The sequence below is a fragment of the Paenibacillus sp. URB8-2 genome (genome assembly GCF_013393385.1).
Lineage (GTDB): Bacteria > Bacillota > Bacilli > Paenibacillales > Paenibacillaceae > Paenibacillus_AQ.
In genome coordinates, this window is the sequence record NZ_AP023239.1 from 1,615,533 (window position 1) to 1,631,262 (window position 15,730).

At 53.5% G+C, this 15,730-nt stretch carries 12 protein-coding genes; 9 read left to right on the forward strand and 3 right to left on the reverse strand.

Going from position 1 to position 15,730, the window contains the following annotated elements:
* Positions 1–264: 264 nt before the first annotated feature.
* The 8 genes from PUR_RS07600 (at position 265) to PUR_RS07635 (ending at position 11,492) form a co-directional block, all read left to right on the forward strand.
* Positions 265–1,632 (forward strand): FAD-dependent oxidoreductase, encoded by a 1,368-nt coding sequence (locus tag PUR_RS07600; RefSeq protein WP_179034718.1) that lies wholly within the window; start codon positions 265–267, stop codon positions 1,630–1,632.
* The gene (locus PUR_RS07605; protein WP_179034719.1) at positions 1,622–2,569 is read left to right on the forward strand and encodes a carbohydrate ABC transporter permease; all 948 of its coding nucleotides are present in this window, start codon (positions 1,622–1,624) and stop codon (positions 2,567–2,569) included. Before PUR_RS07600 ends, PUR_RS07605 begins: the two co-directional genes overlap by 11 nt.
* Before the next feature lie 52 nt (positions 2,570–2,621).
* Entirely contained in the window at positions 2,622–3,458 is an 837-nt protein-coding gene (locus PUR_RS07610; RefSeq protein WP_179034720.1) for a carbohydrate ABC transporter permease, read from the forward strand.
* A 141-nt stretch (positions 3,459–3,599) separates the two neighbouring features.
* The gene (locus tag PUR_RS07615; protein WP_179034721.1) at positions 3,600–4,955 is read left to right on the forward strand and encodes an ABC transporter substrate-binding protein; all 1,356 of its coding nucleotides are present in this window, start codon (positions 3,600–3,602) and stop codon (positions 4,953–4,955) included.
* Between the two features lie 176 nt (positions 4,956–5,131).
* Positions 5,132–6,880, forward strand: coding sequence for a sensor histidine kinase (locus tag PUR_RS07620; protein WP_179034722.1), 1,749 nt, complete (start codon positions 5,132–5,134; stop codon positions 6,878–6,880).
* Positions 6,855–8,432, forward strand: a complete 1,578-nt coding sequence (locus PUR_RS07625; RefSeq protein WP_179034723.1) for a response regulator transcription factor — start codon at positions 6,855–6,857, stop codon at positions 8,430–8,432. Before PUR_RS07620 ends, PUR_RS07625 begins: the two co-directional genes overlap by 26 nt.
* Positions 8,433–8,466: 34 nt before the next feature.
* On the forward strand, positions 8,467–10,560 hold the full coding sequence (locus PUR_RS07630; protein ID WP_179034724.1) for a 3-keto-disaccharide hydrolase: 2,094 nt from the start codon (positions 8,467–8,469) through the stop codon (positions 10,558–10,560).
* A gap of 173 nt (positions 10,561–10,733) precedes the next feature.
* A complete protein-coding gene (locus PUR_RS07635) occupies positions 10,734–11,492 on the forward strand; it encodes a hypothetical protein (RefSeq protein WP_179034725.1) in 759 nt (252 codons plus the stop codon).
* Between the two features lie 549 nt (positions 11,493–12,041).
* On the opposite strand, the gene PUR_RS07640 is transcribed toward PUR_RS07635, so the two are convergent.
* Entirely contained in the window at positions 12,042–12,836 is a 795-nt protein-coding gene (locus PUR_RS07640; RefSeq protein ID WP_179034726.1) for an oxidoreductase, read from the reverse strand.
* A gap of 41 nt (positions 12,837–12,877) precedes the next feature.
* Positions 12,878–14,308: an aldehyde dehydrogenase family protein gene (locus tag PUR_RS07645; protein WP_179034727.1), complete on the reverse strand. Its 1,431-nt coding sequence runs from the start codon at positions 14,306–14,308 to the stop codon at positions 12,878–12,880.
* Between the two features lie 245 nt (positions 14,309–14,553).
* Here PUR_RS07645 and PUR_RS07650 point away from each other — a divergent pair, with 245 nt between their 5' ends.
* Entirely contained in the window at positions 14,554–15,210 is a 657-nt protein-coding gene (locus PUR_RS07650) for a TetR/AcrR family transcriptional regulator (protein ID WP_232101756.1), read from the forward strand.
* 173 nt (positions 15,211–15,383) lie between these two features.
* On the opposite strand, the gene PUR_RS07655 is transcribed toward PUR_RS07650, so the two are convergent.
* On the reverse strand, positions 15,384–15,650 hold the full coding sequence (locus PUR_RS07655; protein ID WP_232101757.1) for a Rossmann-fold NAD(P)-binding domain-containing protein: 267 nt from the start codon (positions 15,648–15,650) through the stop codon (positions 15,384–15,386).
* Between the last annotated feature and the right edge of the window lie 80 nt (positions 15,651–15,730).

Sequence of the window (15,730 nt, forward strand, 5' to 3'; positions counted from 1 at the left end):
GTAACTCCATAAGGAGATACGATGGGTTTGTTTTTATTATGGGGCTGACCTTGGGAAATAAAAGTTGCCATACCCATACATGCTCCCTCGCAGGTAGTTGATGCCTGCTTTTTTTGCGCCTTTAGCTCCCCCAAGGTCAAAAAAATACACGTCAACCGGTATGAGTCCTATACCGTATTTTTGACCGCTGGTTGCTATAATGAGGTCGAATAGAAGCGGCGGAACGCTTGCTAATCGGGAATCCGCCGGGAAAGCGAGGCTCGCATGGATAGCTACAGAATGAAGAGCAGGGAAATCCCGCTGAATACATCCTATGAGGTAATCGTCGTCGGGGGCGGACCGGCAGGCTGCACCGCCGCGGCGTCAGCCGCGCGGGAAGGGGCGAAGACGCTGCTGATCGAGGCCACCGGAAGTCTCGGCGGGATGGGGACGTCGGGGTTGGTCCCGGCGTGGTGCCCGTTCTCGGATAAGGAGAAAATGGTCTACCGCGGGCTGGCGGAGAAGGTGTTCGAAACGCTGAAGGCGCAAATGCCCCATGTGAAGCCGGAGGCGCTTGATTGGGTGCCGATCGAGCCGGAAAAGCTGAAGGTTGTCTACGACGATCTGGTGACGGAGGCGGGTGCCGACGTGCTGTTCCTAACGTCGCTGGCCGAGGTGGAGACGGACGGACAGGGAAACGTGACGGCGATTGTCGCCTTGAACAAGGGCGGGCTGCAGGCGTTCCGGGCGCCGGTGTATATCGATTGCACGGGCGACGGGGATGTCGCCGCCTGGGCGGGAGCGGAGTACCGGAAAGGCGACAGCGCCACCGGCGATCTCCAGCCGGCCACTCATTGCTTCGTCCTCGGCAATGTCGACGATTACGCGTATCTGAACGGGCCGCTTCTCCATAAAGAGAACCCGCGGAGCCCGATCCACGAAGCGTTTGCATCAGGCCGATACCCGGATGTGCCGGACACCCACCTCTGCAACAATCTGATCGCGCCGCGCGCCGTCGGCTTCAACGCCGGGCATCTGTGGCAGGTGGACAATACGGATGCCCATTCCGTATCCAAGGCGCTGATTCGGGGGCGGAAGATGGCTGCCGCCTACCGCGACATGCTGGCCGAGATCCAGCCGGCCTCTTTTGGCAATGCTTACGTCGCCAGCACCGGCACGCTGATGGGCACACGCGAATCGCGGCGCATCATCGGGGATTACGTGCTGACGGTCGATGACTACGTCTCCCGCCGGAGCTTCGAGGATGAGATTTGCCGTAACAGCTATTTTATCGATGTGCACGGCACCGAGAAGGAGGAGAAGAGCGAGGCGGGCTCGGCGCAGACGATTACGCTGTATGGGCCGGGCGAATCGCACGGCATTCCCTACCGCTGCCTGACGCCGCGCGGGCTGCGCAATGTGCTTGTGGCCGGGCGGTCCATCTCCTGCGAGCGCCGGGTGCTCGGCAGCGTCCGCGTCATGCCGGTCTGCCTCGCGATGGGTGAAGCCGCCGGATTGGCCGCATCCCTCGCCGCCTCGGCGGACGGCGATGTGCATGCGGTCGACGTCGGCCGGCTGCGGCAGCGTCTGCGGGAAGAAGGGGCCTATCTGCCGGAGATGACCGCCGCCGGGAACAGGGGAGATGCGAGATGAGCCACCACGCAACCGTACAGAAGCAGCTCGCAGCTACGGAAAAAGAACGTACTGGACCCGCCGGCGGCGCGAACAGCTGGCCGGCTGGCTGTTCATTGCGCCCGAGGTGATCGGCATGCTTGTCCTCGCTGTATTTCCGCTCATTTTCAGCCTGGGCCTCAGTCTGACCGAGTGGAACCTCGTCGGCGGCCTGTCCGCCATCAAGTTTATTGGACTCGATAATTTTACCGAGCTGTTCCGGGACGATCGGTTCCTTAAGGCGCTGAAGAACAACATCGGCTTCACCGCCGGCACCGTGCCGGCCACGATGCTGCTGGGCGTCGTTTTAGCCGCGATCATCCACAAGAAATTGTACATTAAGGATTATTTCAAGGTGGCGTTCTTCGTTCCTTATATTTGCTCAACGGTCGCGGTTTCAGCGGTGTGGTCGGCGCTCTATCATCCGTCCAAGGGACCGCTCAACCAGCTGCTGATCCAGCTTGGCGTCGCCGATCCGCCGCGCTGGCTGGTGGACACGAGCTGGTCGCTGGCCGCAATCATGGTGATCTATATCTGGCAGCTGCTCGGCTACCAGATCATCATTTTTCTGGCGGGGATGGCCAATATCCCTGATGAGCTCTACGAGGCCGCGACGATCGACGGCGCGACAGGCATCCAGCAGTTTCGGCGGATCACGCTGCCGATGCTCGGGCCGACGACTTTTTTTCTGGCGATAACCAGCATCATCTCTTCGTTCAAGGTGTTCGACATGATCAAGTTCCTGACAAACGGCGGACCCAATTACTCCAGTACGGTCATCGTATACCAGATTTATGAAGAAGGATTCCAGCATTTCCGGATGGGTTACGCTTCGGCCATGTCCTGGATACTGTTCCTGATCATCATGCTCGTGACTTCGCTGACCTGGATTACGCAGAGCCGGAAGGTGCATTATTAAGTTTCGAAATTAAGTTTCGAAATAAAGTTTCGAAGAAAGGACATAAGCACAAATGACGATACGAAAAATCAAGCTTGGGTCTATCGTGCTAACGGTGCTGTTCGGCGCTCTCTCACTTTTCTTCCTGCTGCCGCTGGTCTGGATGATGTCCGCCGCCGCCAAGACGGAAAAAGAAGTCTGGACGTTTCCGATTCAGTGGATTCCTGAGGATTGGCATTTTGTCGAAAATTTCAAGACGGTCTGGATGGGGGACGTCTCCTTCGGCCTTTTCTATATGAACTCGGTCAAAATCGCACTGATCTCCACGCTCGCAACGCTCATCGTCTCCGCCATGGCCGGCTATGCGCTGTCCAAGCTGAAATTTACGGGAAAAGGTCTCGTCTTCAGCGCCATGATGGCTTTTATGATGATCCCGGAGCAGGCGACGCTCGTTCCCCGCTATATCATGATCAAGGAAATGGGACTGTACGATACGCACGCTTCGCTCATTCTCATGGGCATGTTCTCCAGTTATTTCACCTTTTTGCTCCGGCAGTTCATGATCGGGGTGCATAACGATTTATTGGAAGCGGCCGAACTGGACGGCGCCGGATTCTACCGCATTTTCTGGAGCGTTATGCTCCCCTTGAGCCGTCCCATTCTCGCCACCGTCGGCATCATCAAATTCATCTGGACCTGGAATGACTATCAGGGACCGCTGATCATGCTGAATTCAACCAATCTGTATACAATTCCGCTCGGCATGCAGTTCTTCAAAGAGGAGTTCGGAACGACGATTTCGGTGATGATGATGGCTTCGCTCGCGGCCATTATTCCGCTGCTCGTGCTGTTCCTGGTGCTGCAGAAGCAGGTGATCAAGGGCATTTCCATCGGTGGGGTCAAGGGCTAAAAGCGACCAGCCTGACCGGCGGAGCTTGCCATAGCCGCAAAGTCAAAAATGTCTACGCCCGGACCGCAAGACTGTACACGGTGCCCGCGGCGGCGGGGTAGTATAATTAAATTGCATCAACCAACTGAAGGGGGAAATGGTATGAAGAAGCCTGCATTATGGTTGGCCGGCCTGCTGCTGACGTTCTCGGTCACCGCATGTTCCGGAAGCGGGAATGCTCCGGCCGCAAGCGATAAAGGAGCCGCCGATCCGACCGCGGCAACCCAGACGAATACACCCGGGGAGAAAGAAAAGATCAAATTTTACACCTTTAAATCCAATAAACCGGAGGAGCCGACGTACCAGGCGGTTCAAGCCTACAACCAGTCGCAGGATAAAGTTGAGGTGGAATATGTTTCGCTTGTTCAGAACAGCGACAGCACAGAGTTTCTGAAAAAGCTGGACGTTCTCGTTGCCGGCGGTGAAGTTGTAGACGCTTTCATGACCGGGAATGAGGAAGAATTGATGGAACGGGCTTCGCGCGGAGTTGTGGAACCGCTTAACTCGTATTTTGAGACCGAGGGCGTCAAGCCGGAGGATGAATATTTCAAGGTACTCAAGCTCGATGGGAAAGTCTACGGGCTGATGGGTTCCGCAACGCAGTGGTTTACGGTCTTCAACAAGAAGCATCTGGATGAGGCCGGACTTAAGCTTCCGGAGATGGGCTGGACCTGGGATGACTTCCGCGATTATGCCAAAAAGCTGACGACAAAGGATCATTTCGGGACTTATTTCCACACCTGGGGCGAATACGCGAACATCATCGCGTACACCGAGCATCCGAATCCGCAGCTGAACGCCGACCTGAAGCCGATCTTCGACGATCCGTCCTTTAGTTATTTCTTCAATCTCCGCCGCGCTATGGAGAAGGAAGACAAGAGCGTCGAGCCTTATGCGGATGTGCTGGCTTCGAACTATCATGTGCTGCAGCAGTTTTTCGCCGGTAAAGCCAGCATGCTGGCCGTTCCGAGCTACGCCGTCCGGGCGGGTCTCAATCTGGAAAAATTCCCGCATGACTTTCAGATGGTGTACGCACCGCTCCCCCGTTCCGTTGATGCAACCGATGTCGGCATGACGAACATTTCCGGCGGAGGTCTGGCGGTTGGCGCCAAGTCTGCGCACAAGCAGGCGGCTTATGATTTCATCCGCTGGATGACCAAGGAAGCTTACAAGTATACGCAGGAAATTCCGGCGCTGAAAAAGGTCGACGGCAAGGCGCTGCTGGAACAATTTTTTAGCGAGAACAAAAACTTGATCGATACCGACTCGCTCGCCAAAACGCTGTTCGACAGCCGCAACAAAATGCCGGAGGGCACCTTCACCGTTCCTTACGGCAGCCAGCTGAAGACGATTGTTGAAAATTCCTTCGCCAGCTATATGCTCGACAATCGCAAATTCGATGATGTCAAGGCGGAAATGACGGCGGAAGTCGATAAGGTAGTCGCTGCCAACAAGTAAACGGCCTTTGATAGATAAACCATCGGTTCCCCGCAAAATAATCGCAGGTAACTTAGAAGGCAATCTCGCCTTAACGCATTATTTTGCGGGACGATTTTAACCGGATTGTCATAAAGGCCAGCAAACAGGGTTTATAATAACTATATAACGATACTCTGGGAGAAGGATGGCCCGCAATGCAATGGATGAACCGTTTCTCCTATCACCGGAGGCTGCAATTCTCATTCCTGGCCCTGATTCTGCTGCCTTTTGCCGCCGTGACCTTTTGGTCTTATCAATCCGTTCGTCAGAACGTAAGCGACAAAATCCTTCGAACCAATGAAGAAACAATCACCGTCATCGCCAATCAGATCGAAAAAACAATCGACAGCATTTCCTTCGCATCCCTCTATCTCTCCGAAACATATGATCCCGAAGTCCTGAACAGTCTGCGCTACTTGACGAACGCCGAGAGCTTCGGTAATTACCAATCTTACTTCCACCAGGCCAAATTGAAATCGATAGGCGGCATTCTGACGATACAGGCGCTCGACGCGGACCTTGAAATTATGATCGTCAACCGGAACAACCGGATCATTATGGGCAATCTGGACCGCCCCGTCTTCTCGAAGGTGCCGGACCGTTTCCTGCAGGAGAGCGGCAGGCTGAATCCGGAAGAAGGGACGGTGCTTCAGTGGTTTCCCTACCGGGAAAGCACTTCAGTACCGGAGTATTACTATGCCGCCCGTTTCATCTTCGATCCCCGGAATCATGAGAAGCTGGGTACCCTGTTCATCGGCATTCCCCGCCATTATTTTGAGAATTTGCTGGATACGGGCAACCCGTCCGTCGTCTTATCGCTGGTTGATTCGGCGGGGGAAACAATCGCCGTACGTCGGGGAAGCGAGGCGGCAGACGGGAACAATCCGCTTCGCAGCGAGGTGCGGATCGCAAGAACGGGCTGGCTTCTGGCTTGCGAGCTTCCCCGCAGCTCAATCGACAGCCATATCAAGCGGGAGTTTCTGGTGTCCATTTCAGTGGTTGGTGTGTTTTTTCTGGCTTTTATTGTGCTGTCCATATTCTGGGCAGGGTATATAAACAAGCCGATCAGTCTGCTGCGTGCCAGCGTCAAGCAGTACGTCGGCGGCAATCGCGAAGTGCGGATTCCGGTCAAGGGCAAGGACGAGGTGGCGATGCTGTCGGCCGCTTTTAATCAGATGCTGGAGGACATCAACCAGCTTCTGCACCAGGTGGAAAGCGAGCAGGAAGAGAAGCGGAGACTTGAGCTTAGGGCGCTGTCTGCGCAGATCCGGCCACATTTTCTGCTTAATACGCTGAATTCGATCAAGGTCAATCTGTTAATGTCCGGCGACACGGTCCACGGGGCGATGATCGACGCGCTAATGAAGCTGCAGCGGGCCTACGTCCATGCCGATCGGCCGATTCAGCTTGCCGAAGAGTGCTCCATTCTCGGCAGCTATGTGCAGGTCATGCAGATCCGCAACCGGCTGAATATTGCCTTTCACTACCGGCTGGAGAAGGGAACGGAAGAACTGGAGCTGCCGAGGCTGCTGTTGCAGCCTGTCGTCGAGAACGCGATCGGCCACGGCTTCTCGGCCCGTCCCGAACATCCCCGCATCGAGCTGGAGTCGCGCCTAAGCGGCGGCATGCTCGAAATTGCGATCTCCGACAACGGCCGGGGAATGGCCGAAGAGGCGATCCATCGGCTGGGCCGCCGCCTGTCGGGCGCGGAGCCCGAGCAGCCGCAGCCGGAGAAGGGCGTGGGGCTGATCAACACGGCGCGCCGATTGCAGGTGTTGTACGGCTACCGGTCGCGGCTGACGGCGGCCGCGAACCCGGACGGCGGCATGATCTTTACATTCTATATTCCGGTAACGGGCGGCAAGGAGGTTTCTTCCCATGATGACGGTCATGTTGATCGATGACGATGTGCCTATGCTGGACTATGTGAAGCATTTACTGGGCCAGCTTGATTTCGAGCTTGAACTGGCCGCCGCGGCTTCCGGCAGCGAGCAAGCGCTGGAGCTGTTTCATGACTGCCTGCCCGATCTGGCCATTGTCGATATCGGACTGCCCGGCATGGACGGACTGGAGCTGGCCGAAGCGTTCCGGATGATGAAGCCGGAGGTGCGGCTCATTTTTCTGACCTGTTATGAAGATTTTCATTATTCCAAACGGGCGATTCAGCTGGAGGCCGACGATTATCTTATTAAGGATGAACTCACGCCGCAGCAGCTCCGGGACAGCGTCGGCAAGGCGATGGACCGCTTCCGGAGGCGCCGGGAGCTGCTGGAGCGCTACTCGTTCCAGCAGGCGATCGAGCGCAACCGGGAGGTGCTGAAGCAGAATTTCCTGAAGCAGCTGCTCTCCGAAGGCGGGGAATGGGACAATATTTTGCTGTTCGGCGAACGGCTCGGCATTTCCTGGAAACTGCCCTATCTCCGCCATGGTTTTTTGCATATCGACGCCGCCTCCGTCGTTGGCCGTTACCGGTACAAGGACATGCCGCTCCTGCATTTTGCCGTCGGCAATATCGCAGCCGAGCTGTCCTCCGGTCCAGTATCGATCACGGCGCTGATGGACGGAGAGGCGGATATTTATTTGCTGTGGAACGTCGAAGACCGGGACATCTCCGAAGGCGAGCTGATCCGGTACATGACATCTGTCCGGGAGAAGGCGGAGCAGTATATGAAGGTCCGCGTGCTCGGCTTCTACGCGGCGGAGGCGGTCCCGGTCCGGCAGTTCGTCGAGACCTACAAGAAGCTGGCGGAATACCGCGACCACAGCTTCTACGGCCAAGGCCTGCCGGTCATGATGCTGAAGCCGGACCGTACTTTCCTGCAGGCGGCCGAATCGAAGCCGGAGAAAGAGAAGGCGATGCTGTCGCTGGCGCTCGAGGAAGACAACGCCGCCTGGATTGATCTGGCCGTGAGCAAGCTGCTGCAGCACGCCGAAGCGGAGCATTGGGCGCCAAGGCTGCTGAAAGAAGCTTACGCCGATTGTGTCCGCAAGATGGCGTCGGAGACGCACGGAACGGCAGAGGAAGCGTTCTTCTTCCACTTAAGCCGGTCCCTCCGGGCGGAGGAAGCGGCGCATCTGACGAAGCGGGAGCTGTGGAACTTGTGGCGGCATCAGGCGCTGACGCCGATAAGCGACCTGGAGAAGGACATCCGGCTTCAGGCGATCGACGATTTTCTCCGGGAGCATGTCGACCGGATGATTACCTCGGTAGATATGGCGGAGCATCTGCACCTGAACCCCAGCTATTTCTCGCGCTATTTCAAGCGGCTGGCCGGGATGAAATTTACGGATTACGTCAATAGCTACAAAATCTCCATCGCCATTTCCATGCTTCGCCGGGAGAACGAGACCGTCGAGAATGTGGCTTATACGCTCGGTTTCTCGGACCGGGCTTATTTCTCCAAGGTTTTTAAGAAGTACAGCGGCAAGAGCCCCAGCGAGTTCAAGAATGCTTAAGAAGCGGGGCTAGAACAATTATGGGGGAGTATTTATGAAAGCGGTTACTTTGAGAAAAATATTACTGCTTCCGCTTATGGCCGCCCTGTTATTTGGTCCGGTCGGCCTCATGCCGGCGGACCGGGCGTCGGCGGCGGGCACGACATATTATGTGGATGCGGCGGTAGGAAGCGACACGAATGGCGGCACGAGCACGGACAGTCCCTGGAAGTCACTGGCCAAGGTCAACTCGGTCGTATTCGATCCCGGTGACCGGATTTTGCTTAAAGCCGGTTCGGTCTGGAACGATACCTATCTGGACCTGAAGGGCTCGGGCGTGGAAGGCAGCCCGATCGTGGTCGACCGGTACGGAACCGGCTCCAAACCGCTGATTAACTTTGGCAATACGGCGGTAGGCGGCGAAGGATTCGGCGTCCGGCTCAAGAATGTGTCGTACTGGGAAATCAACAATCTGGAAATTACGAGCGGGCAGTACGCGACCGATATGCGTCGAAGCGGCATTCTTGTCGTCGGCGAAGGCGCGGGCGCCGGTGCGTTCAAGCATATTTATATTAAAGGAAACGACATCCATGACGTATTCGGCACCGACCGGAGGACTGGCGGCATCAATTTTCACGCGCGCGGCGGCAATACTGATCCCGAGAGCACCTGGGACGATGTGCTGATTGAGGACAATACGGTGATCAATGTGGCGGATACCGGCATCCAGGTGATGACGGACGCTTTTGCCAATACTTCCTGGACCCATAAATTCAATGCTTTCACCCGTTTGATTATTCGCGGCAATTATGTGGAGAAAATTCACCGGGACGGCATTCTGGTCCGCGCCAGCGTCTCTCCGCTGATTGAGTACAACACGACGAATGAGATCGGGGTCAGCTGCGATGTGAACACGTCGGTGGTCAAGTATCTGGATAACATCGGTTTCGTCGCCGCCCAGTGGGCGTATTACACCACCGGGGCTGTCTTTCAGCATAACGAAGCGTTCAACACCCGGGTTCTTCAGGGAGACGGTCAGGCTTGGGACTTCGACATCAGGGTCAGCGACAGTATCTATCAATATAACTTCAGCCATCACAACGAAGGCGGAGCCCTGCTCGTTATGGACAGTACGAACAATAATATTTTTCGCTACAATATCAGCCAGAATGACTACGACGCCTTCGGCACGTTCCATTTGAGACCGGGCGGCGGCAATCTGCACATCTACAACAATGTCATCTACCGCGACAACGGAATTACGTCGAGTCTGACCCAATCAAGCACGAGCGGGATGGCGAATTACACCAACAATATTTTCTATAACGCCGCCGGGGGGACGTATTCGAACAGCAATTACATGAAATACAGCCACAACCTGTTCTACGGCGCAAACTCGAACGTGCCGAACGACCCGGACAAGGTTGTCGCCGATCCGCAGTTCCTGAACGGCGGCGGCGCGTCCGGCATCGACACTGCATCGGCGTACAAACTGGCCGAAGGCTCGCCGGCCATCAATGCCGGGGCCGTTATATGGGGCAACGGCAGCTCCGACTTCTTCGGCAATCCGCTGTATAGCGGAACGCCTGACATCGGCGTATACGAAGCCCCGGGAACGGGGGGACCTCCGGCGGCGCTGCTTGAGGATGATTTCGAAGACGGAGCGGCGGATGGCTGGACCACTGTCGGAGGAAGCTGGAACATTGGGAACGAGGGGTCGCTGGTCTATGCCCAGAATGGCCTTTATGGGGAATCGATCGCTTTCGCCGGCGAAGCCTCCTGGACCGACTACATCCTTGAAGCGGATGTGAAGGTGAAGAAGCTTGGCGGCAATGGCGGCATTCTATTCCGCTATCAGGATGCGAACAATTTCTATATGTTCCGGTTGAACGACACGGGCAGCACCGCCGATCTGTACAAGAAGACGGGGGGCACTCTCCAGATGCTGGCGAGCGTGCCGATTACCGTAAATCCGAATCAGGTATACAGGCTGAAGGTGACGGTTCAGGGATCGTCCATTACCGGGTCCGTCGACGGCACCGATCTCATCTCCTGGACCGGCAGCGGAGCGGAACTCGCTTCCGGCAAAATCGGCCTGCGCGTGCACTCCGGCATGGCGTCGTTCGACAATGTGCGGGTGACCGAGTAGCGGCCATTTGGCCGGCTGAGTTGGTCGTCCGCCGCGGTCACGCGTCCGGCAAGTAAGCGGGTGTACTAGCACGCGTTACGGCTAAAGCATGGAATGATTGCCTGTAGTACCGTTAATAACGCCGCTTGCTTTCCCTGGATTAAGGCTTGCCGACGTACAAGGAGGGATGCACGATGACCGTCGATAAGACGGCGAGGGGCGAAAGCCGCAAACGCCGTCTGCGTTTGGGGGCGGGAAGACGGCTCCGGCCGCTGGCGGCGCTGCCGCTGCTGCTTGTGCTGCTGGCGCTGCTGGTGCCTGTCGCCTGCTCGTCACACGGGCCGCCTGGCGAAGCCAGCGTTTCCGAAGTCGGCGGCGGTGCGGCGGTGCCCGATCCGTTTACCGCCGTTGCCTGGGTGAACGGCGAACCGATCGCGTACGGCGAATTCCGGACCCGCATGCTGGAGCTGCGGGGAGAGGTCATTGCCGAGACGGCGAAGGGGGGGGCCGATCCGGCGGCCAAGGGCTTCTGGACCTCCGGCGCCGGAGGCCGGACGCCGCTTGATCTGCTGAAAGAGAAGACGCTGAACCTTCTGGTCCGGGTCAAGGTTCAGCAGATTGCCGCGAAGGAAGCCGGAATCGCCGGAGACATCGGATACAAGGCGTTCTTGTCGCGGCTGGATGCAGAGAATCGGACGCGGAGCAGCCGGCTCCGGCGCGGCGAACCAATCTATGGTCCTAAGCAGTATACGGAAAAAGCCTATTACCGGTACAATCTGGCCAATCTGGAGCTGGCGCTGCGGCAGCGGCTTTCCAAGGAAGACGGTGACCGTTCCGGCAAGCCGCTGAACGATGAGCGGTACGAGGCGTGGCTGAACCGGGAGGCGGCGAACGCCGAGATTCGGGTTAATTCTTCCGTATACGATAAGTTGTCGGTGGAGACTGCTCCATGAGTTTTATAAGACGAAACTATAAGAGAGGGAAAGCAGCTTGTCATTGACAGGCTGCTTTTTCTTTCTCACCAAAGAACATTCAGAACTCGTGTTAAATATTTTAACATTGAAATAAAAAATATTGCCAATATTCTGCTCCGGATGTATGGTGGACTCGGTTCCGTCCACACCACTCACCCTTGTCCATTGGGAGACGGGCAGGAGCTTCTGTACAGCCTGCAAATCGGGGACGAACAACGTCACCAAAAAGTCCGGAGTAAATTGGCGGAGATTGTTCAGTGGGACGGACTTTTCCCTGAAGCAGTAAACGGGCATACGGGAAAAGTGGAATCACGGCATTGGTTTTCCTGGCCGGGTGCGTTTATTTCTTCTGTATTCTTGCATTCAATGTCAATGAATGACTATGGTTAAGCATTAAACAGACCGTAACGGCTCGTAAGTCATTGTTATAAGAACCCCCCAGTTTGACTGGGGGTTAAGGAAAGCTTATAGCTATGAGTAGAAAATCCTTTGAACCCGATGATAACAAAGTTACCGACCTGGTATCCTTTAATCAAGATTCATAAACCTCGAAATTTCGTCATCCAAGTCATTAATATAAAAATCGGTAGATACACGTAAAAGACGCAATGGAGGGTACTCTTCATCAGCAATCGTTAGAATGGCTTGGGCTGCTTTCGACGGGTCTCCAGGCTGATTGCCACTGGATTCCCGAACATATTTCAATAATAAACCCACAGTGTTTTTATATTCTTCACTTGGCGTAACATGCTCCATGGATGACCCTGCCCAATCCGTACGGAATCCACCCGGTTCGATTAACGTTACCTTTATCCCTAACGGATCAACTTCCTTGGCCAATACCTCGGAGAACCCTTCCACGGCCCATTTTGCAGCTTGGTACGGGCCCAAACCAGGGGCGCCTGATCGTCCGCCAATCGAAGAAAACTGAAAAATGTGGCCCGATCTTTGTTCGCGTAAAACAGGCAATGCTGCTTTCGTAACTTGCACGACTCCCCAAAAGTTCGTCTCGATTTGAGAACGAAAATCTTCCATAGTAGTCTCTTCGATAGCTGAGATATTTGCATACCCTGCATTGTTAACCAATACATCCAGTCTGCCAAATGTAGTTGCAGCCGCTTGAACAGCTGCTTCTGCCTGCAGCATGTTGGTTACATCTAATTCCATCGTATGGATTTGCTCTCCGTAACGATCTACAAGGTCTTCGAGCTGCTCAGGTTTGCGTGCAGTAGCGACCAATTGATCACCTTGAGCTAGAACAGCTTCAGCTAGACTGCGGCCGAAGCCGCGTGAACTACCGGTTATAAGCCATACTTTAGACATCGCGTATCCTCCATATATCAATTTTAGAACACTGTGTTTGATTATTTGGCCGAGTCATAGCCTGTTATGGTTTTCGTCTCCAAACATTCCTCCAGCCCATGTAATCCGTATTCTCTGCCGATACCCGATTGCTTGAATCCCCCGAACGGAGCCTTCATTTCAAAACCTGCCCCGTTAATGAGCACAACACCAGCAGCAATTTGGGCTGCCACTTCATTGGCTTTCTCAATGTCCGAGGAACTCACGTAGGCACCGAGACCATAATCTGTATTGTTAGCCATCTCAATGGCTTCATCTTCCGTCTCGTAAGATAAAATCGATAAGACGGGACCGAAGATTTCTTCCTTGGCGATCGTCATATCTTCTGTCACCTGAGCGAAAACCGTTGGTCTAACAAAATATCCTTGTTCCAAACCCTCTGGATGCCCCACACCTCCGATGACCAGTTCAGCACCCTCTTCAATACCAGACTGAATATATCGCTGAACCTGATTGTATTGCTTCTCTGTTACGATTGGACCAAGTTCTGTGCCTTCTTCCCAGGGATTGCCGACTTTGATGCGTTCCACAGTTTCTTTAGCTATCTGTTTCACTTCGTCCAACCGATGCTTGGGGACCAAGAGGCGGGTCCCTGCAACGCAAGCTTGCCCATTATTGTTATAACACTGTCTTACAGCGGTCGGGATTGCCACGGAAAAATCGGCGTCATCTAAGATGATGTTCGGCGATTTGCCGCCCAGTTCCAGCGTGACCCGCTTCATGGAATCTACAGCACCTCTCCTAATTTCTTTCCCTGTTCGAGTGGAACCAGTGAAGGTGATCATTGCAATATCCGGATTGCGGGTCAATTCGGATCCAACCGTTTGGCCAAGTCCATGAACTACATTGATCACACCAGCTGGAATATCAGCCTCATGGAAACATTCAGTGATCAGCTGTGCCTGAATCGCGCTTAGTTCACTTGGCTTGATCACCACTGGACAGCCGGCAGCTATGGCAGAAGCAAGCTTTGCAGTAATCTGAGAATAGGTTGCATTCCAGGGAGTAATAATTCCAATGACTCCAATTGGCTCTGCTACTACTTTCGCTTTCCCGATATACTTCACGAAATCGAATGCCTCAAGCGCTTCTTTCGTGTCCAAAAAATTCGTAGCTGCCAGTTTAACTCGGCCAATGGCAGCGGGCTTCGGAGCACCGTATTCATTGATGTTAGCCTCCATCATTACTTCTAATTTTCTCATAACTGCGTCATGTAGTCTTTGCAGCATTTGACTGCGCTCTTCCACTGAAGTTCGTGAGAAAGTCTTGAAGGCTTTCTTTGCTGCCGAGATTGCTCGTTTGGCATCCTCTTCGTTCCCTAAAGTGACACGTCCGATGATTTCCCTAGTTGAAGGATTAATAAGTTCTTGTACCTCTGTGCCGTATGGCTTTACAAATTCCCCGTTAATATAAACTTGATTAATTGTTCTCATTTAAATAACTCCTTTGAATTCATTTAGGATTTACTATTCTTTTCTTGGGAATTGTCTTTTTTCATACCCGATCTATTGGCCCATTCTTTGACGCCCCCCTTCGAGCTCTTGCTAAAAAGAATGATAACACACAACGAAAACGAAGTAAACAAAATATATATAAATTGTCTATATAGTATTATTTGTTTATATTTTATTGAAACCGTGTATAATAGAAGCAACGGGTAAGGGGGAGCGTAATGTCAATGGAGAATCAGCAAGATAAAGCAAAAAACAAGCTGCTGAAAAAACTGATTCCGTCCCTCATGAAGGACGGGTTTCAACAAATGAGGATGGACGATATTGCTAAGTTTATGGATGTTAGCAGAGCAACGATGTACAAGAATTTTTCTTCAAAAGAAGAAATCATCGAGGGTGTCGTTCGCATTTTTGTTGACTATATAGAACGGCTAGAGGATCGTACCAATGAGGATGACGATCGATCGTTCGGGGGTTGGTTTCAGCAATTGTTTGAACAATCGGTAACGTTAGTTGGCAAAATATCTGATGTGTTTCTGAAGGATTTACAAATGGTATTTCCGGAAATGTACGATGTTTTGAAGTCTGCGTTGAATAAGAAGGAACAGCAGACCCTTAAGTTTTATCAAGATGGGAAGAACAAGGGGATTTTTAATCCGATTAACGAGAAGTTCATTTTACTTCAAGACGATATTTTGCTCCGGGAAATCATGAATGTGAAGTATTTGCTTTATAACCAAATGACCATTCAACAAGTCCTCAATGATTATTATCATTTTAAAAAAATTCAATTGTTCAAACCGGAAAAGATGTCCTTAGTGGACGACTTACGGATTCACCCCGTCATTGAACATATTGTCGAGAAATTCAATCGTGCTTTATAAATCAGAATATATAAAAGTCTCAAAGTCTTGTTCATTTGGAACGAGGCTTCTTTTTATTGGGAAAATTGAGTAAAGAAGAGACCACTGACCGAACGGAAGCACCATAAATCGTGGCGTCATTTCCGTCAGCGGTCTAAACAAAGGGGTTCGGTAAACCCTATGCTTCAGCCTGTTTAGTCTGTTTCTGTCGGAAAATCAGCAGAACGACTTACTTCAGCCCATGTATCCACTTCTTCAGCGCGCGATCTTGAGGATTTCTCTGCAGCTTCAACAGCCCCGGCACCGAGAAGTAGACGAAGCGGTGGCTCTTCCAAGTTAACGATATCCATGATGATCTTGGCTGCCCGTGCCGGGTCTCCTGGTTGTTTACCTTCCGTGGCAAGGCGGAACTGGTGCATTTGACCAACGGTTTGAAGGTAATCTTCACTTACCTCCGCCATGTTCATAGATGCCCCTTGTCAGTCAGTTCGAAATGCCCCCGGCTCAATAATTGTGACCTTGACACCGAAGGGCTTGACTT